The following is a 17,314-nucleotide window of genomic DNA, read 5'->3' as shown; positions in this document are numbered from 1 at the left end:
TTGCCCATGTTCGTGCGTACATCCGCCGACAAATCCTCACGCCCAAATTCACTCCGCGACTTTGGAATGGCGAGCGCATCGAACCCGCTCGTCAGCTTGAGCGAGTTCACCTACAAGAAGAGCACCGAGATCTACGGTGAGAACGAGCCGGCCGAGTATGTCTATCAGGTCCGAACCGGCGCGATCCGAAGCTACAAGCTGCTGAGCGATGGCCGACGCCAGATCGGTGCGTTTCATCTTCCAGGCGACATCTTCGGGCTCGAGAATGGACCAGCTCATCGCTTCACGACCGAAGCGATCGTCGACACGACCGTCAACCTCATCAGGCGCCAAAGCCTCGAAGCCGTTGCGAAGAGCGACGCTGTCGTCGCCAAGAGCTTGTTTGGCATGACCACGGCCAATCTTCATCATGCCGAGGATCACATGCTTCTGCTTGGCCGAAAGACGTCACTCGAGCGGGTCGCGACATTCCTGGCCGAGATGGACAAGCGCCTCACCGCCGCCGATGTCATCGCGCTTCCCATGTCACGCCGAGACATAGCGGACTATCTTGGTCTCACGCTGGAGACCGTGTCCCGCGCCCTGTCGCGGCTGCATGACGTGGGCGTGCTCGACTTCGTTGGCAATACCCAGCGACAGATTGTGCTGACCGACCGCATCAAGCTCGCGAGCTTCGACCTGCAGAACTAGCTGTGGGAACTGCTGATTCGCTGCCCCCTGTCGCTCCACTGCGACGCGGGGAGTGTGATCATCTACCGCGAGAGTCCTCCGAACCACGCTCCGAAATATCCGGCGTAGAGCGGCGGCAGTTCGAGGTTCATCGCGTGTCCGATGCCGGGCGCGACAACGAGCCGGCAGTCCGGCATGGCCGCTGCCATGGTGCGCAGGTCAGCCAGCGGTATCCACCCGTCCTGCTCCCCCCATAGCACCAGATGCGGGTGTTTGATCTCGGCCATGCGGCGCGCGAGCTCTCTGCTCTCCCACTCGCGGGTCAGGTTGACGGGTGTTCCGATCCAGACGCCTTCGGACACTGTAAAGGTCTGGTCGACGATCCGCTCGAAATGAGCTTGGAACTCGCTCGGCACATTGCGGAAGCGTGGAAGCATGTTCGGTGCCAGGCTTTCGGGAACGAACAGCGAGGCTGCCGCCGTCGCCATGACGGTTCGCGTCAGCGCCTTGCTCGCCATCATCGCCCTGAACAGGCCGATCTGCTCTGCATTGAAGCTCATGCCGAGCGGGGTCACGGGGTCGAGGGCGAGCACGCGGCCAAACCGCTGCGGCTGCAGCAGAAGCATACGGGCCCCAATGATTCCCCCGGTGGAATGCGTCGCCAGATGGCAGAAGCCGACATCGAGCGAGTCCAGCGCAGCCAGCATGTCCTGCGCATGCTGCTGCATCGTGTAGTTGCCATAGTCGGCCGTGGGGCTGGGCCGATCGCTGTCGCCACACCCCCTCCAGTCGATCCCGATCACGCGCAATCCGGCTGGAAACAGCGGCGCGGCGAGCTCGATCCAGTCCTTGCTGGCGAGGTTGCCGTGGATGAAGACGATCGTGACATCGCCTTCTCCCCATTGCCGCCAGCCCAACCGGACCTCGCCCGCCTGCAACATGCCCATGGTCGCGCCTACTTGTTCAAGCCGGCCGTCGGGGCGGCGCCCGGCGGGGTCGGCGCCACCGGCAGTGCCGAGACGACCGAGCCCTTGATCATGCGGTCGGTCCCGAGCGGAGACGACGTGTCGACGGCACCTTTCATCACGAAATCCACCACGTCGACCGGAAACTCGACCGGATTGTCCGTATGGATGAAGTGCCCTGTCTCCGGATAGATCTTCAGGATCGGCCGATTGCCGGCATTCGTCATCCGTGACATGAACGGCGTGATGACGTCACGTCCCAGATCCGTCAGGCCGTTGAACGCCGGCGTTGGAATGAACGGCTCCTTGTCACCGAAGGTGAGGAAGATCGGCGCCTTGATCTGCGTCAGCCGCTGGTACAGATTCTTCGGATCGTCCTGCTGCAGCTCAGAGCCGATCGAATAGATGTCGTAGATGAAGACGTCGGCCCATTGCTCAAGCTCCTTCGGATTGCCCTTGATGAGCCCCACGCGCTGCTCGGTGTGAAAGCGCGCATATTCGCTGTCGCTGTAGAAATAGCCGCTCTTGGCCGCGGTCACCGCGTTCGTCTCAGGGTCACGCTTCTTGAAATAGAAGAAGTCGCGCACATTCTGCTCGGACCGTGCCATCTCCGCAGCGAGGATGCCTGTGGGACCCCAGGTCTCCTTCCACTTGTCGAAGTCGTGGTCGAAATCCGGATCGAACAGCCGCACCTTATTGTCCTTAGCGATCGTGATGTCGCGCGGATATTCCTCCAGGCCTGATGGCGCCTCGAGCGCAAGCCCTTGCACGACGTCCGGCCACGTCAGGGCATAGCCTGACACGATCTGGCCGCCCAGCGAGTGGCCGAGATAGTACGCTTTCTTGACGCCGAGCTGGTTGACGACGAGGTCATGAACCGCCTCGCGCATGTCCTGCATGGTCCGCGCCGGGCTCTTGTCGAGATTGCCGGGGCCGGACATGCCGTAATGCGGCAGGTCCGGAACGATCACGCGCAGGCCGCTGCGCAACGCGTATTGCATCACGTTGCCGTAGTGCCCGCCAAACGCGCCCTTGCCGTGGATGATGACGAGCACCTTCGGATCCCGCTCCGCCCCGGCATATTCGTCCATATATCCGATCTGCCACGAGATTCCCCGGTTGTCCTTGGCGGCGGCGTATTTGACGGGATAGGGATAGGTGACATAGTCCTTCCAGAACGACTTGCCTGGATCGATGTTCGCAGCCACGCCAGGCACGCGATAGTTCTTGTCGACGTATTTCTGCGCGCGATCGAGACTCGCGACATCGTCCATGAAAGCGACGAACTTCGGATCGTTCTTGCGATGGTTGACGATCGAGAACACGCCGTAATGCGCGACGGGACTTTCCTCGGCGATGATCTGCGCACCGGGCACCCGGTCGACCGCACGCTCGGCGAGCTTGAAATTCAGCCACTGGTCGTTGGTGATGTGCATCACCAGCGTGCGCGCCTGGATGCGGCCAAGATACGGATTGACGTTGTGCGTCTCTCCCACCCGGTTGCGCCAGACGAGATCGACCGCGTCATAGAGCTTGGCCCGCGAGATGACGCTGCTGGCAGCCGTCTCGTTCGGCGGCTCCCAGTAGAACACCTCCGGCTGAACCGCTGAGAAGCTCTGCGTGGTGCGGAAGGCGAAGTCGTAGCCGGTCAGCCCAAGCACCGACCACCCGAACGCCACCCCGAGCATCGGATGCTTCTCCTTGGGCAGGTTGTAATAGTCGCCCTTGGTCGCCAGCCACACCGGGTCGGCCTGGATGGCCGCGGTCATCAACTGGAAGGTCCAATTGCCGACCGGATCCTCCGCGTCCGATTGGGTGGTGCCACCGATCGGCATCAGCCCACCGATGAACTCCGGGTGCATGACGCCCCAGACATAGGTCTGCGTCCCGCCCATCGACACGCCGGTCACCAGGGCGGCGCGCGCGATCTTCAGGCTGTCGCGCAGCATGCGGTAGTTCGCCTGCACCATGTCGTAATAGCTGTATTGCGGAAACTTGATGCCGAGGCCGTCGGAGGGCTTGCTCGCGCCCCATGTGCCGAGCGGATCGACCATGACGACATAGTATCGGTCCGTATCGATCGGCCGGCCCGGTCCGATGATCGGCACGCCACCCGACAAGGCGGCGCCCTTGATCCACTGCTCGTACATGTCGGTGGAATCGCCCGAGTAATACGAGTTGATGATCACGGCATTGGTAATGTCGCCGGCGGCATTGCGCCGGGGCGTCCCGATCGCGATATAGGCGGAATGCAGCTTGCCGGCGCCAAGTGATTCAAGCGTCACGCCGCCTTCCCCGCCATTCTCCCATTTCGACGGGTCGGAAAGATCGTACTTTCCTCCCAGGCGGAAGTTGGGGATCTCGACCGTCTTCTTCAGCCCATCATGCTGCATCTGCGACGAGCGACGGCTGAACGGCTCTGCGGCCGCGAGCACCGTCGCCAGCAGCAGAAACAACAGGGTGACATAGCAATGTCGAACGACATTCTTCCCGGTCATGACGGCTTCCTCCTGGCTCTTTGCCAAAAGGCTGAGGTAGGCGACATCACCAACCCTTGATCTAACTCAATGGAATCCCGGTTTGATGACGGAGCATTCCGTCGTCATCCATCTGGTCCGGATCTTCGCGATGCCTTTCCTCCATCACGGCTCGTATCGCATCCGCTATGAGCTCGACGGGCCCGAGACCGCGCCGGCCTACGTGCTCGTCAATGGACTGACGCAATATGCCGAGCTTTGGGCCGCCTACCGCGACGCCCTCCTCGCGCGGCATTTCCGCGTCGCGACCTTCGACCTCCTGGGTCAGGGTGCATCCGACAAGCCTGCGCTGTTCATCAGCCAGGACGACCAGGTCGCCGCGCTGCATCTGCTGATCAGCGGGCTCGGCGACGGACCCATCTTTCTCGGCGGCATCAGCTTCGGAGGCCTGATCGCGCTGCGCTACGCGATCAACCATGGTGGGCGCCTGTCGGGTCTCGTGCCGATGAGCTGCTTTGCAGAGCTCCCACCGCAACTGCTCCTGCTCGGCAACGCGCTCCGCACGGCGCTGATCCTGGGAGGCACGAGCTACCTTCAGGACCTGCTGCTGCCGATGAACGTGTCGGACCAGTGGCTGTTGCCGGTCCTGGACAGGCTCGACAGCGTGAAACGGCAGGGGTGGCTGGTCAATGACGTCTACGCGCTGCAGAACCTGATGGAGTCGTTTCTCGACTTCCGTCCGCTCACGCCGCAGCTTTCGTCAATCCGCACGCCGACCATGATCTTGAATGGCGAGTTCGATTTTCTGACACCGCGTGCGCTGCATGAAACGCTGCGCGTCAACATCCCGAACAGCGCGCTGGTGATCATCCAGCGCGCCTATCATGCGTTCACCTTGGAGAAGCCGGTGCTGACGGCAGATCTGCTCGCCCGCTTCGCCGAGGATGTGCTGGGCGGGCGCTGGCACGGCAACAAGACGGTCTGGATTGCGCCGGAGGACGCCGGAGGCGAGCTGATCGCGTTTCCCGCCGGCTACGATCATTTGCGGGCCATTCCCATGCCGGCGGCGATGCCATGAGCGCTTTCTTCGGCCCACTCGATCCGCAAGGCCGCGTGCCCCCGCAACAGCAGACCCGCGTCGCGGCATTCCTGATCTCTGCGCACGGCGCCCTGGCCCGGCAACTGGCTCTTGCGCTACCGGCCAGGTTCGAATTCGCCTGGCAGACCGAGCTGAACGCGCAGCTCTACCACGAGGCGGAGATCGTCGCTCTGCTGCTGCGGTCGACCTCCTGGGTGGCCGATTTTGCGCTGGGCGCCCTTGCGATGACCTGGGAGACGGCCTGGTGTCCGGAGCCGGCCGACGGCATTCCGGACCAGCATTTGGCGCTCGCGGTTGGCCTTGCGACGCTGGCGCACGGCATTCATGCCGGGCTGCGGCCAGCCGCTTTGCTGCCGATGGAGGCCAACGCCAACGACCCGTTCGTGATGGCCTTACGCCGCATCGAATTCGAGAGCGGCCGGCTGCTGCAGGCGCAGATCCTGTTCCTGAAGGGAGAGTCACTGGCGGCGCATCGCGACGCCGTCAGCGCCGCGCTTGAACGCCGTCACGTCCAGATCCGCCGGCTCTGGGCGAACGCGCTCGACGGCGTGGGCATGACCGTCGACGAATAGCGAGAACTCTTGACGCAGATCAATGGAGCGCGAGGACGCGAAGCGAGCATTCGTCGACCTTCCTCTGCTCACTTCCGACGGGAGTCTCCACCATGAGGGCCGTTTCCATCGAAGAAGCCGTCGCGATGATCCCGGCGGGCGCAAGTCTCATGATCGGCGGCTTCATGGGAGTTGGAACGCCGGAGCGTCTGCTCGAGGAGCTGGTTCGCCAGCGCAAGTCGGGTCTCTCGATCATCAGCAACGACGCCGCGGTGCCAGGCAAGGGCGTCGGACGATTGTTCGATGCCGCCCTCGTCTCGCGTCTGACAGCGACGCATATCGGCCTCAACCCGAAAGCGCAGCAGCAGATGCTCGCCAGGGAGGTCGCGGTCGATCTGATTCCGCAGGGGACCTTCGTCGAACGCATCCGCGCCGGAGGCTGCGGTCTGGGCGGCATCCTCACGCCGACCGGCGTCGGCACGTTGGTCGCGGAAGGCAAGCGTCAGATCGAGGTGGATGGAAAGCCTTTCCTGCTCGAGACCGCGCTGCGGGCGCAGTTCGCGCTGGTTCACGCGTTTCTTGCCGACTATCTCGGCAATCTCTCCTATGCGCTGACCGCGCGCAACTTCAATCCCGTCATGGCGATGGCGGCGGATACCGTGATCGTGACGGCGGAGCACATCGTGCCCGTCGGCGTGATCGCGCCCGACCACGTCGTGACGCCCGCACCGCTGGTCGACTATCTCATCACAAACCCCAATGGGTGAACACATGGATCCGCAGGAGATGATCGCCCGACGTGTCGCCAAGGAACTCGTGAGCGGCGACCTCGTGAATCTCGGCATCGGCATCCCGACGCTCGTCGCCAACTACGTGCCCGCCGGCTTGAACGTGTTCTTCCAGTCCGAGAACGGCCTGATCGGCACCGGCCCGATTCCGGAGCAAGGATTGGCGCATCCGTTGCTGACGGACGCCGGCGGCCGCCCAATCAGCGCGCTGCCGGGCGCCAGCACCTTCGACAGCGCGATGTCGTTCGGGCTCATCCGAGGAGGTCATGTCGATGTCACCGTGCTCGGCGGGCTCCAGGTCGATGCCCGTGGGCGTCTCGCCAACTGGATGATCCCCGGCAAGATGGTTCCGGGCATGGGAGGTGCGATGGACCTCGTCAGCGGCGCCAGGCGGGTCATCGTCGCCATGCAGCACGCCGCCAAGGGCAAGTCCAAGATCGTCGCGCAATGCACGCTGCCCCTGACCTCGGTGCGGCCGGTGCATCTGGTCGTGACGGACATGGCCGTGATCGGCTTCCCCCGCGGCCAAGCCACGTTGCTGGAGATCGCGCCCGGCAGCAGCATCGGCGAGGTCATGGCGGCCACGGACGCGGAGCTCGTCATTCCGGACAACGTTCCTGAAATGAACATCTGAGCGGGCGACAACCATGCGGATCTTCTCAGGCTTCGACGATATCAAATCTGCGCTGCGGACCGAGATCGGCGTCAGCGACTGGTTCCAGGTGACGCAGGAGCGGATCAACCAGTTCGCGCAGGCGACCTGCGACGAGCAATGGATCCATGTCGATCAGGAACGCGCCAAGCGAGAAGCACCTGGCGGCACCACCATCGCGCATGGCCTGTTGTCTCTCTCGCTCGCTCCGCTCTTCATTCGCTCGGTGATGGGCCTGAAGGGTCTGCGCAACACGCTGAACTACGGCGCGGACCGAATCCGGTATCTTGCACCCGTGCCGGCCGGCGCGAGGCTGCGCGGCCGGATCACGATCGCCGAGGCGGAGGACGTGCCGCCGGACGGCCTGCGCGTCAACTACCATCTCGTGATCGAGATCGAGGGCGGCAAGAAACCCGCCTGCGTCGCCGAGCTGATTGCACTGCACTATTGCTAGATCTGCCGTCAACGCAGGCACGCAGTGATCGGGTGGATCGCCTCAGTCCAGCCGCGGGTATCTCCGGTCGCGTCCACGCGAGAGATCACGAGCGTGGTAGGGGTTCACCACACACATGGCAGCCCGGCCGGATGCCGTCGCCTGACACTGCGGGAGCGATGTGTAGCTGCAATCGATCCATTCGCCCCCGCCGAGAGACCCATCGTAAACCTTCATGCATATGGGAAACCGAGGATCATAGATCTGAGCCCCGGCCGACGTGACGATCAGCGGGAGCATGAGCAGATTCAACGCCAGGAACCGCACCTCAACCTCCTCGGCCGGTCAGTCGATGATGTGGTAGCCACCGTCAACATAGAGAACACCGCCGGTGATCAGCTTGGCGCCGTCTAGCGCCAGGAAGGCCGTGGCATTGCCGACATCCTCGATGCTCACCAGGCTGCGGGCCGGCGCGGTCGATTGCGCCTTGTCCATCAGATCGTCGAATTCCGGAATGCCCGATGCAGCGCGCGTGGCGAGCGGCCCAGGTGAGATCGCGTGAACACGGATGCCCTTCGGGCCGAGTTCCGCGGCAATGTAGCGGACCGCGGCTTCGAGCGCGGCCTTGGCCACTCCCATCACGTTGTAGTTCTTCACGACCATCTGGCTGCCGTAATAGGTCATGGTGAACATGGTACCGCCATTCTTCATCAGCGGCTCCGCCAGATGCGCCATCCGCATGAACGACCAGCACGAGACATCCATGGTCTTGAGGAAGCCGTCGCGTCCGACATCCACCACGCGGCCGTGGAGGGCTTCTTTGGGCGAAAACGCGATCGAATGCAGCAGGAAATCGAGCTGTCCCCATTCACTGGCAATCCGCTCGAACACGGCCTCGGTCTGCCCCTCGGCCATGACATCCAGCGGCATCACGATCGGCGCTTCCAGCGCCTGCGCCAGCGGCTCGACATACTTTCTGGCCCGATCGTTCAGGTAGGTGACCGCGAGCTCGGCCCCGAGCGCGCGGAACGCCCGCGCGCAGCCCCAGGCAATGGACTGGTCGTTGGCAATGCCGACGATGAGGCCCTTCTTGCCCTTCAGGGCAACCTTCGTATCGGGGAACACGGGAATCATGACGCCCTCTCTCGGTTGGTGGTGGCCGGCATCGGTCTCATCAGCAGTGACAGGGTATGCTGCGCAATCATCCGTTCCTCGTCGGTCGGCACGACGTAGACCGGAACGAGACTGTCAGCGCGCGAGATCAGGCGCGAATTGCCGATGTTTCGGGAGGGGTCCAGGCTGGCGCCAAGCCACCCGAGTTGCTCGACCACGCGAGCGCGGATGGTCGCGGAGTTCTCACCGATGCCGGCCGTGAAGACGAAGGCGTCCAGGCCCTGCAAAGCGGCCGCGAGCATGCCGGCATTGAGGCCGATCCGATACACGAAATAGTCGATCGCCAACTTCGCGTTGGCCTCATCGCTGGCTTCGAGCGCGCGCATGTCGCTGCTGATGCCGGAGAGACCTCTCAGCCCGCAATCGCGATAAAGCATGGTCTGAACGTTGGAGGCCGACATGCCCTTTTCTGAGATGAGGTACAGCACAACGCCGGGATCGAGCTGGCCGGGACGCGTGCCCATCGGCAGCCCGTCCAGCGCCGTGAAGCCCATCGTGCTTTCCACGCTCCGTCCCGCCTTGAGCGCACACATCGATGCGCCGCTGCCGAGGTGGGCGACGATGACCCGCCCACTCGCAATATCCGGCGCGATCTGCGGCAGGGACTTGGCGACGTATTCATAGGACAGCCCGTGGAAGCCGTAGCGGCGCACACCCTCGGCGTGCAGCGCATGCGGGATGGCGTAGTGGTCGGCGACGGCGCTGTGCCCGCGATGAAAAGCGGTATCGAAGCAGGCCACCTGCGGCAGAGCCGGGAAGGCGGCAAGCACCGATCGGATCGGGGCCAGATTGTGCGGCTGATGGAGCGGCGCCAGGCTGACGAAGCGCTCCAGGCGGGCCACCACGCCGTGGTCGATCAACGTCGGCCGGTCGAAGTCCGGACCACCATGGACGACCCGGTGTCCGATGGCGATGGGGTGGATACGAAGCTCGTCGCGCAACCAGTTCCCGGCAATCTCCATCGCCACGGGCACGTTGGCGACGGCATCGATCGGATACGCCCGCTCGGCCAGCGGCTCGCCGTCTGCACCGCTCGCTCTCAGCCGTGGACGGCTCCCGATGCCATCCACCTGGCCTTTGATCTGCCGCCGGAGCGTGCCCTCCCCCTCCACCGAGAAGACCTGGAACTTGACGCTCGATGAGCCGGCGTTGACGACGAGGATCGTGTCCATGGCGATCACGCTGCCACTGTCGGCGCATGCCGGCGGCGTGCGTTGGCATAGAGCGATGCCACCGCGCAGGACGCCATGCGCGCACGCGGCGTATCCGCGCGCGACGTCAGGACGACCGGCACCCGGGCGCCGAGCACGATGCCTGCGCCATCGGCCTTCGCGAAATAAGCGAGATTCTTCGCCAGCATGTTGCCGGCCTCGAGGTCGGGAACGACGAGGATCTGGGCCCGGCCGGCGACCTCCGACTTGATGCCCTTGATCCGCGCCGCCTCGGCGTCGATGGCATTGTCGAAGGCCAGCGGCCCGTCGAGCACGCCGCCGGTGATCTGCCCGCGGTCAGCCATCTTGCAGAGCGCCGCCGCCTCGATCGTCGACGGAATCTTGGAGGTCACGGTTTCCACGGCCGACAGGATCGCGACGCGCGGCGTCTTGCCAAAGCCGGCCTGATTGTAGAGATCGATCGCGTTCTGGATGATGTCGCGCTTGGCGTCGAGGTCCGGAAAGATGTTGATCGCCGCGTCCGTCACGAACAGCGTCTCGGCATAGGCCGGCACGTCCATCACGAAGACGTGGCTGATGCGGCGGTCGGTGCGCAGACCACCGGCCTTCGCGGTCACGGCGCGCATCAGCTCGTCGGTATGCAGGCTGCCTTTCATGAGCATCTCGCCCCGGGCAGCGTGGATCAGTTCGACGCTCCTGGCGGCCGCTTCTTCGCTGTGCGCGGCGTCGACGATCTCAAAGCCGGAGATATCGAGATCATGATTCTTCGCCGTCTCCTGGATCTTTCTTGCGGGCCCAACAAGGATCGGCCGGATGATGCCGGCCTTTGCGCTGTCGACGGCTCCGCGCAGCGACGTCTCATCGCAAGGATGCACCACCACGGTCGGAACCGGGGACACGCCCTGCGCCGCGGCGATCAAGCGATCATATTTGCTGGGAGACCGGGCTTGTCTTGGCTGTGCTGACATGGTGTCACTCCCCGTCCGTCCTTGAACCGTCACGACGCCCTCGCCTTTGGGTCGAAAGGGGCAATCTTGGATGCCCCCTCTTCCACCTCAACGCCGAACAGAGCCGCAATACGCTGCAGCCGGTTTGCTCGCTCGCCACTGAGCTCGCCGCTGGCGGAGAGCACGTCGCGCATCATCGCAAGTGCCGCGCGCCGCTGTGGAACATCGGCGGGCAGCATCGCCGGAATGGCGGCCAGCGCCTCCTCCTGGTCAAGCAGCAGCATGAAGAACTGCTCGCGCACCAGCATCTTGAACTCGGACAGGGTCATGCGCGCTCCCCCTGCATCGCGGCGCACTTGGCGCAGCGCTTCGATGCTCCGCTCGTCGACCATTCCGCGCGCCGACCCGATATAGAGCAGACTGCGAATCGTCGCTTCACGAAGTCCGCCTTCACGAACCCTCGACTTGAGGGCAGCGATCCGCTTCTCGAGCATCGCCCGGTGCTCGGGCGACATCTCGCGGCGGTGCGACGGCTCCCATTTCGGGTCGATTCCCACCGCCGCCTGCAGTGCAGGCGAGCCATAGACGTTCAGGAAGATCGTCTCGCTGAGGGCTTCCTGCGCGTCGCGCCAGCTGTCCAGCGCATGAACGATCTGTTTGGACATCTGCTCCTGGAACGCCAGGAACGGATTGTCCTTCGCGACCGGCCTGCGGTTCTCCTCGACCTGGTCGGCCGCCGACTTCACGGCGCCCATCCAGGGATTCAGGCTGCTGAAGATCTCGTATTGAAGCCGCAACGGATGCAGCCTGCGCATCGTCTCCGCCATCTGCGGCGTGGCCATTTTCCTGATCCACGGCTGAACGAACTTTCGGTATGCGGCGAGGTTCAGTGCCGAGACGCGCTTGGCAGCAGCGAAGCGCCGCTCGTCCTCCGGCGAGTTGCCACCCATCGCGCGAATGTCGTCAAGGGTTCGCGCCTCGCAGCGCATCACCCACTGCCCGACCACGAGATCGGAGTTCGTCGTCTCCTCGCCCTTGGCCTCGAAGGTGGCCTCGTAGAGCCCCGGAGGCAGAATATCGATCAGGTCGATGTTGCTCGAAAACTCCGCATGCTCCTTCTTCGCAACTCCGCCGGAGACGAAGATGCCGAGGTGACCGATGCTTTCGTGAACGGTGTAGACGATGGTCTGGCCATAAGCCCTGATCTCATCGACATCGGCATAGCAATCGAGAATCCAGTCCAGCGCCTGCTGTGGCGGGGTGACGTTGTCGCCCTTCGAGCAGAATACCACGATCGGCGACTTGATATTGCGCAGGTCGACTTTCTGCCCGTCCGACATTTCGATCCTGCCGGCGGCGAGATTGTTGCCGATGAAGAGCTCATCGACGATGAACTGGATCTCCTCGGCATTGAGGTTGACGTGCCCGCCCCACCAGCGCTCGAAATCCAGATAGCGATCGGCCTCGGTGTCGACTTTCGAGTAGACATTGTACTGTTTGGTCCAGAGCGTATTGGACGGGTTCTGCCCCTCGAAGTTCTGCACCAGCCAGGCGCCATCGAACTTCCCGGCCCCGAGATCGCTGCTCAGCGCAGTCAGCCAGCTGCCGCCCAACAGGCCGCCGGAATAGCGCATCGGATATTTGCCGTGCACGCCGGCCCAGTAGGCAAGCGGCGCGCCTGCGATGATCAGGGGCCCGAATAGCTCGGGCCGCAACGATGCCAGGATCATGACGGCCCAGCCGGCTTGGCAGTTGCCGATGACGCACGGCTTGCCATCGGCCTTCGGATGCAGGCTGATGACCTTCTCGATGAACATTGCTTCGGCGCGCGCGATCCGCTCGATGGTCTGCCCCGGCATCGGCTCCGGAAGGAAGCCTATGAAGTAGCAGGAATGTCCCGCCTTCATCGCGACGCCGATCTCGCTGTCCGCCTTGAATCCGCCAATTCCCGGACCGTGTCCCGCGCGTGGATCGACCACGATGAACGGCCGCCGCTGGAGATCGATCTCGACGCCCTTGGGTGGAATGATGCGCACCAGCGCGTAGTTGACGGGCTCGTCGAGCTTGCGCCCGTCGATGACCAGCTCAGCTGCGTACTGCAGGACATGCGGCGCCGTTTGCGCAACATGCTCGCGATACTGGTCTCCGCGCTGGCGCATGACGTCGAGGAACAGAACGCTCCGCTGCCCCGCATCGACCATGTATTCGATGGCCGCGGCCACCATCCCGGACATCGGACCACCCGGCAGGTTCAAGTTTTCCATTGTCGCGTCCTGATCTCGCTGGCGTACGCGTTCACAACGCGCTTCCGCCCCGCACCATGGTTGATTTAAGTCAACGTTCGACGACGGATTGGACTGCCGATCGATCAATCTTGATCCAGGCGACTGTCAGCTCCCACGCGACAGAAAGAATGACGGGACCTATGAACAGACCGACGATGCCATGACCCAGCGTTCCGCCGATGACTCCGATGAGGATGACGAGTGTCGGCGTGGTCAGGCCGCGTCCCATCACCAGTGGCTTCAACACGTTGTCGAGAATGCTCACGATCCCGAAGAAGAGTGTGAACAGCGACGCCGTCGTCAGGTCCTTCTCGGTCCAGATCCAGACGATCACGGGGAGCATGATGAGCGCAGCTCCGATCTGTACGATGGAGAGGAGCAGGATCAGCAGCGCCAGCAGGCCCGCAATGTGGATGCCGACGAGCTTGAAGCCGATACCGGCCAGCAAGGCCTGAATCACCGCGATCCCGATCACACCTTGTGAGACCGCGCGGATGGTTGCTCCCGCCAGGTCCAGGAAGTGCTCGCTCTGCTCGGGCACGATCCGCATCAGCAGACCGCGCCCCGCGGCGACGAATTGGGCTCCGTAAGGAAAGATGACCCCGGCAACGACGATCGAAAGCAGAAACTTGATGGCGCCCACGCCAGCATCCCCCGCCAGGCCCAGCAGCTTTCCTGCAAGCGGCTTCAGATAAGGCGCGATCTGATGCAAGGCCGATCGTAGATTGGTCGAGGCCTGATCCCAGAGCTCGTAAAGCGGCGTCCCGATCAGAGCCCACGACTTGAGCGATTGCGGCGGCACCGGAACTGTCAGGTCACCCGAGGCCAATTCGGCGGCAAAATGCCGGACGCTCTCAACCGCGCCGATGCCGAGCCAGGCTGCCGGACCAAGAAAGATCGCAAGATTGAATGCGGTGAAGATCGCTGCCGCGAGCTTCGGGCGCCCCCCGAGCAGCTTAGCGAGCAGAGCAAAGCCTGGATTGAGCGCCACGGCCAGCACGAGAGCCCAGACGATGATCGTCAAGAACGGGCGGACCAGATAGGACGTCCAAAAGATCAACAGAGCGAGCAATCCAAGCCTGATCAACAGCTGGATCGAATCCTCGCCTGTGAGCCGCTGGCGAAGTGTCTTCATGGCCGCTCCTCACCGCTCACCCGCAGCATGCTCGATGATGCTGACCGGGAGAGGACGGCCGGACCAGGCGACGGTTCGTCGGATGTGCCTACCCCCAACGGAGGCCCCGTCATGGATGTCGCCATCTGCAGCGTGCTCAGAGCAAAGCGCAAGACCCGCATTTGTCTTCGTCTCCCCTCGCTCCGCGACAGGCCAATCGATCCTTCCGCCGACCGGCGACGTTCAGCCTCGTCCCGGATCCGTCCGTTTCGTTGATCCTGATCAAGGGTCCGCAAACAGCGCGGGAGCTCGATGAGCGCTCTAAGTCACAGGACGGAGGTCATCATGAAGCTCGGCATGTTCGGAAAACTCTCCTTCGCGGCGGCTCTCGCCGGTTTCGCAATGGGCGGCTCGCTTGGCTGGTCGTCAGAGCAGGGTCTCTCTCTTTCGCTCGTCAAAGCCGAGGCCCGCGTCGGGCGCCCCTTGACGCCCGTCTCCGCTGCTGGTGTCGCACGCCGCACCACGAGGCGAGCCGTGGTCGGCGGGGCCGCCGTCGGCGCGGCGGCTGCGGGCACCGCATGCGTCCGCGTGCTGGTCAACGGAGCTTACGTCTGCCGCTGATGACTGGCGGGTTCGGCTGAGAGGTTGAGGCTCGGGCGGGCGAGGCGTCGATGCCGCGTTGTGATCGGTGCGGGGTTTGTGGACTGCGTCCGCATGCTGGCGGACTTCGGGAGTGCCGTTGCTCACAACGTTCATACACCCATGCCAGAGCAGGACGTATTTGCCGAACTGCGCAGGCTGTCCATCAAAAGTCCAGGCCTGAGGATATTCAATATTCACACCTACGACCACGATCTGCCGCAGCTGCGAAAGTTGGCCAGGGAGCTTATTACGCTGCTGGCTGAAGGGCGCATCAGTCCGAGTACCGGCGCCCGCCTCCCGATGACCGACATCGTCCAGGCCCACCGCATGTTCGAGGCAGGGAGCACACTCGGTAAAATCGTCATTCTACCATAGCCAACTGGACGAGAAAGTCACGAGCACGGTCACGGCGGCGCAGCTCCGACGTCCCTGAACTTGTACAATATGGGCCAAGCCCAGCTTGACCCGTGCCAAACATCACGAGTGCATCACGACAGGTCCCATTAGGAGCCCCCCGGCCCGCACCAACATAGGGGCGTGATCGCAGGCCCGGCTTCGACTTCAATGGCGTCCCCGGGGCCACTTCCTCACCGAAGTGCTTGCCAGATAGTTGCTAGCATTCCCAGCCACCGAATCGCGCGCGTCTCGGCTGGTCCCTGATTCCTCATCAGCAAACCCGACCGCCGCCGGTCGATCCCCTCCCGCCGACCGTCCGTTGTGCCCTGCGGTTCGAAGCCTCAGCCTGCCGCCTGCTGCTCCATCGCGCGCAGCTTGAAGCGCTGGATTTTTCCGGTGGCGGTCTTCGGCAGCTCGTCGACATATTCGATCATGCGGGGGTATTTGTAGGGCGCCAGCCGATCCTTGACGAACGCCTTGAGCTCGGCGTCGCTGGTGGTCGCGCCGTGCTTGAGCACCACGAACGCCTTGGTCTTGGTCAAGCCTTCCGCATCGGGCACGCCGATCACGGCCGCCTCAAGGATCGCGGGATGCTGGACCAGCGTCGCCTCGACCTCGAACGGGCTGACATAGATGCCGGACACCTTGAGCATGTCGTCGCTGCGGCCGGAATAGGTGTAGGTCCCGTCGGCATTGCGCACATATTTGTCGCCACTCTTGGTCCAGCCGCCCTGGAAGGTCTCGCGCGTCTTGGCACGGTTGCCCCAATACATCATCGCTGCCGAGGGACCGCGGATATAGAGGTCGCCCGGCTCGCCATCCGGCACGGTCCCGCCATCGTCACCGCGGAGCTCGATATCATAGCCCGGTACCGGCCAGCCGGTGGTGCCGTAACGAACATCGTCGGGGCGGTTCGAGATGAAGATGTGCAGCATCTCGGTCGAGCCGATGCCATCGACGATGTCGACGCCGAAATGCGCCTTGAAGCGCTTGCCGATATCGGCCGGAAGCGCCTCTCCCGCCGATGACACCAGCCGCAGCGCCACCTGATCGCGTGACGGCAGCGCCGGAGACGCCAGCATGCCGGCGAACCCGGTGGGCGCGCCATAGAAGACGGTCGGCTTGAAGCCGCCGACCGCGCCGGTCCAGCGCTTGAAGACCTCGTCCGGCGATGCACGGTCGGGCATCAGCAGCGTGGTGGCGCCGACCGACATCGGAAAGGTCAGCGCGTTGCCGAGGCCATAGGCAAAGAACAGCTTGGCTGCGGAGAAGCAGATGTCGGTCTCGGTCAGGTTGAGCACCGCTTTGCCGTAGAGCTCGGCGGTGAAATACGGGTTGGCGTGCGAATGCACCGTGCCTTTCGGACGCCCGGTCGAGCCCGAGGAATACAGCCAGAACGCCGGATCGTCGCAATGCGTGCGGGCCGGACGTGCCATCGGCGCGTGGGTTTCGACCACGGTTCCCAGCGCGATCTCGCCAAAATCGAGCGAGGCGATCGGATGCGACACGATCACCTTTCGGACCTCGTGATCGCTCTTGGTCAACGCGCCCTTGATCGCCGGCAAGACGTCCCCGCTGGTCAGCACGGCCTGGGCGCGCGAATGCTCCAGCATGTAGGCGTAGTCGTCCGCGGTCAGCAGCGTATTGACCGCGACCGGCACGATGCCGGCATAGATCGCGCCCAGGAACGCCGCCGGCCAGTCGGTGCAGTCCTGCATCGCCAGCAGCACGCGTTCCTCGCGCTTGATGCCGAGATCGCGCAAGGCGGAGGCGATGCGGCGGACGCGATCCTCCAGATCGCTGTAGCTCGACGTTCCGCGGTTGTCGACAAACGCGGCCTTCGTTCCGCGGCCGCTGTTCAGCGCCAGCAGATGCTCGGAAAAATTGAATGCCTCCGGCGGCACCGGCCCGTGCGGCGAGGACTTCTCCGTGATCTGATCCATGCTCCTCC

17 protein-coding genes are annotated in these 17,314 nt (G+C 63.7%); 8 read left to right on the top strand and 9 right to left on the bottom strand.

All coding sequences use genetic code 11. The features are described 5' to 3' along the window. Positions 1-6 precede the first annotated feature (6 nt). Positions 7-690 carry a helix-turn-helix domain-containing protein gene (locus ACVIJ6_RS17870; protein ID WP_456773748.1) on the top strand — a complete coding sequence of 228 codons (684 nt, stop codon included), beginning with the start codon at positions 7-9 and terminating at the stop codon, positions 688-690. A gap of 62 nt (positions 691-752) precedes the next feature. On the opposite strand, the gene ACVIJ6_RS17865 is transcribed toward ACVIJ6_RS17870, so the two are convergent. Both ACVIJ6_RS17865 and ACVIJ6_RS17860 read right to left on the bottom strand, forming a co-directional pair. Next, on the bottom strand, positions 753-1,616 hold the full coding sequence (locus tag ACVIJ6_RS17865) for an alpha/beta fold hydrolase (protein WP_456773747.1): 864 nt from the start codon (positions 1,614-1,616) through the stop codon (positions 753-755). Positions 1,617-1,624: 8 nt separating this feature from the next. Further along, positions 1,625-4,132: an alpha/beta hydrolase gene (locus tag ACVIJ6_RS17860; protein WP_456773746.1), complete on the bottom strand. Its 2,508-nt coding sequence runs from the start codon at positions 4,130-4,132 to the stop codon at positions 1,625-1,627. Between the two features lie 130 nt (positions 4,133-4,262). Here ACVIJ6_RS17860 and ACVIJ6_RS17855 point away from each other — a divergent pair, with 130 nt between their 5' ends. The 5 genes from ACVIJ6_RS17855 (at position 4,263) to ACVIJ6_RS17835 (ending at position 7,655) form a co-directional block, all read left to right on the top strand. Further along, a complete protein-coding gene (locus ACVIJ6_RS17855) occupies positions 4,263-5,189 on the top strand; it encodes an alpha/beta fold hydrolase (protein WP_456777016.1) in 927 nt (308 codons plus the stop codon). Continuing rightward, on the top strand, positions 5,186-5,782 hold the full coding sequence (locus ACVIJ6_RS17850; RefSeq protein WP_456773745.1) for a hypothetical protein: 597 nt from the start codon (positions 5,186-5,188) through the stop codon (positions 5,780-5,782). The genes ACVIJ6_RS17855 and ACVIJ6_RS17850 overlap by 4 nt, the downstream gene beginning before the upstream one ends. A 92-nt stretch (positions 5,783-5,874) precedes the next feature. Beyond that, the gene (locus ACVIJ6_RS17845; protein ID WP_456773744.1) at positions 5,875-6,528 is read left to right on the top strand and encodes a CoA transferase subunit A; all 654 of its coding nucleotides are present in this window, start codon (positions 5,875-5,877) and stop codon (positions 6,526-6,528) included. Positions 6,529-6,532: 4 nt separating this feature from the next. Continuing rightward, positions 6,533-7,183 carry a 3-oxoacid CoA-transferase subunit B gene (locus ACVIJ6_RS17840; protein ID WP_456773743.1) on the top strand — a complete coding sequence of 217 codons (651 nt, stop codon included), beginning with the start codon at positions 6,533-6,535 and terminating at the stop codon, positions 7,181-7,183. Between the two features lie 13 nt (positions 7,184-7,196). Next, positions 7,197-7,655 (top strand): MaoC family dehydratase, encoded by a 459-nt coding sequence (locus tag ACVIJ6_RS17835; RefSeq protein WP_456773742.1) that lies wholly within the window; start codon positions 7,197-7,199, stop codon positions 7,653-7,655. Positions 7,656-7,697: 42 nt separating this feature from the next. Here the strand turns inward: ACVIJ6_RS17835 and ACVIJ6_RS17830 are convergent, their stop codons facing one another. From ACVIJ6_RS17830 to ACVIJ6_RS17805, 6 genes are all read right to left on the bottom strand, one after another. Continuing rightward, a complete protein-coding gene (locus ACVIJ6_RS17830) occupies positions 7,698-7,934 on the bottom strand; it encodes a DUF3551 domain-containing protein (protein WP_456777015.1) in 237 nt (78 codons plus the stop codon). A 45-nt stretch (positions 7,935-7,979) separates the two neighbouring features. After that, positions 7,980-8,768, bottom strand: a complete 789-nt coding sequence (gene fabI, locus ACVIJ6_RS17825) for an enoyl-ACP reductase FabI (protein ID WP_456773741.1) — start codon at positions 8,766-8,768, stop codon at positions 7,980-7,982. Continuing rightward, positions 8,765-9,979 carry an acetate/propionate family kinase gene (locus tag ACVIJ6_RS17820; RefSeq protein ID WP_456773740.1) on the bottom strand — a complete coding sequence of 405 codons (1,215 nt, stop codon included), beginning with the start codon at positions 9,977-9,979 and terminating at the stop codon, positions 8,765-8,767. The genes fabI and ACVIJ6_RS17820 overlap by 4 nt, the downstream gene beginning before the upstream one ends. A 5-nt stretch (positions 9,980-9,984) precedes the next feature. Further along, a complete protein-coding gene (locus ACVIJ6_RS17815) occupies positions 9,985-10,947 on the bottom strand; it encodes a phosphate acetyltransferase (protein ID WP_456773739.1) in 963 nt (320 codons plus the stop codon). A 29-nt stretch (positions 10,948-10,976) separates the two neighbouring features. Further along, the gene (locus ACVIJ6_RS17810; protein WP_456773738.1) at positions 10,977-13,190 is read right to left on the bottom strand and encodes a DUF3141 domain-containing protein; all 2,214 of its coding nucleotides are present in this window, start codon (positions 13,188-13,190) and stop codon (positions 10,977-10,979) included. Positions 13,191-13,260: 70 nt separating this feature from the next. Further along, positions 13,261-14,346 carry an AI-2E family transporter gene (locus ACVIJ6_RS17805; RefSeq protein WP_456773737.1) on the bottom strand — a complete coding sequence of 362 codons (1,086 nt, stop codon included), beginning with the start codon at positions 14,344-14,346 and terminating at the stop codon, positions 13,261-13,263. Positions 14,347-14,670: 324 nt separating this feature from the next. Here ACVIJ6_RS17805 and ACVIJ6_RS17800 point away from each other — a divergent pair, with 324 nt between their 5' ends. Together ACVIJ6_RS17800 and ACVIJ6_RS17795 are read left to right on the top strand one after the other, a co-directional pair. Then, positions 14,671-14,946, top strand: coding sequence for a hypothetical protein (locus ACVIJ6_RS17800; RefSeq protein ID WP_456773736.1), 276 nt, complete (start codon positions 14,671-14,673; stop codon positions 14,944-14,946). Positions 14,947-15,006: 60 nt separating this feature from the next. Next, complete coding sequence (locus tag ACVIJ6_RS17795; protein WP_456773735.1) at positions 15,007-15,342, top strand: zinc-binding dehydrogenase; 336 nt, start codon at positions 15,007-15,009, stop codon at positions 15,340-15,342. A 362-nt stretch (positions 15,343-15,704) separates the two neighbouring features. On the opposite strand, the gene ACVIJ6_RS17790 is transcribed toward ACVIJ6_RS17795, so the two are convergent. Beyond that, positions 15,705-17,306, bottom strand: a complete 1,602-nt coding sequence (locus tag ACVIJ6_RS17790) for a benzoate-CoA ligase family protein (protein WP_456773734.1) — start codon at positions 17,304-17,306, stop codon at positions 15,705-15,707. Positions 17,307-17,314: the final 8 nt, after the last annotated feature.

The organism is Bradyrhizobium sp. USDA 4369 (genome assembly GCF_054056435.1).
This window is presented reverse-complemented; position numbering and strand designations above follow the sequence as displayed.

Bases quoted from the DNA above. Each gene is read 5' to 3' on its own strand.
- ACVIJ6_RS17815 (WP_456773739.1), bottom strand. From the start codon at position 10,947: ATGTCAGCACAGCCAAGACAAGCCCGGTCTCCCAGCAAATATGATCGC.
- fabI (WP_456773741.1), bottom strand. From the start codon at position 8,768: ATGATTCCCGTGTTCCCCGATACGAAGGTTGCCCTGAAGGGCAAGAAG.
- ACVIJ6_RS17805 (WP_456773737.1), bottom strand. From the start codon at position 14,346: ATGAAGACACTTCGCCAGCGGCTCACAGGCGAGGATTCGATCCAGCTG.
- ACVIJ6_RS17835 (WP_456773742.1), top strand. From the start codon at position 7,197: ATGCGGATCTTCTCAGGCTTCGACGATATCAAATCTGCGCTGCGGACC.
- ACVIJ6_RS17810 (WP_456773738.1), bottom strand. From the start codon at position 13,190: ATGGAAAACTTGAACCTGCCGGGTGGTCCGATGTCCGGGATGGTGGCC.
- ACVIJ6_RS17855 (WP_456777016.1), top strand. From the start codon at position 4,263: ATGCCTTTCCTCCATCACGGCTCGTATCGCATCCGCTATGAGCTCGAC.
- ACVIJ6_RS17870 (WP_456773748.1), top strand. From the start codon at position 7: ATGTTCGTGCGTACATCCGCCGACAAATCCTCACGCCCAAATTCACTC.
- ACVIJ6_RS17800 (WP_456773736.1), top strand. From the start codon at position 14,671: ATGAAGCTCGGCATGTTCGGAAAACTCTCCTTCGCGGCGGCTCTCGCC.
- ACVIJ6_RS17845 (WP_456773744.1), top strand. From the start codon at position 5,875: ATGAGGGCCGTTTCCATCGAAGAAGCCGTCGCGATGATCCCGGCGGGC.
- ACVIJ6_RS17790 (WP_456773734.1), bottom strand. From the start codon at position 17,306: ATGGATCAGATCACGGAGAAGTCCTCGCCGCACGGGCCGGTGCCGCCG.
- ACVIJ6_RS17865 (WP_456773747.1), bottom strand. From the start codon at position 1,616: ATGGGCATGTTGCAGGCGGGCGAGGTCCGGTTGGGCTGGCGGCAATGG.
- ACVIJ6_RS17830 (WP_456777015.1), bottom strand. From the start codon at position 7,934: ATGCTCCCGCTGATCGTCACGTCGGCCGGGGCTCAGATCTATGATCCT.
- ACVIJ6_RS17850 (WP_456773745.1), top strand. From the start codon at position 5,186: ATGAGCGCTTTCTTCGGCCCACTCGATCCGCAAGGCCGCGTGCCCCCG.
- ACVIJ6_RS17820 (WP_456773740.1), bottom strand. From the start codon at position 9,979: ATGGACACGATCCTCGTCGTCAACGCCGGCTCATCGAGCGTCAAGTTC.
- ACVIJ6_RS17860 (WP_456773746.1), bottom strand. From the start codon at position 4,132: ATGACCGGGAAGAATGTCGTTCGACATTGCTATGTCACCCTGTTGTTT.
- ACVIJ6_RS17840 (WP_456773743.1), top strand. From the start codon at position 6,533: ATGGATCCGCAGGAGATGATCGCCCGACGTGTCGCCAAGGAACTCGTG.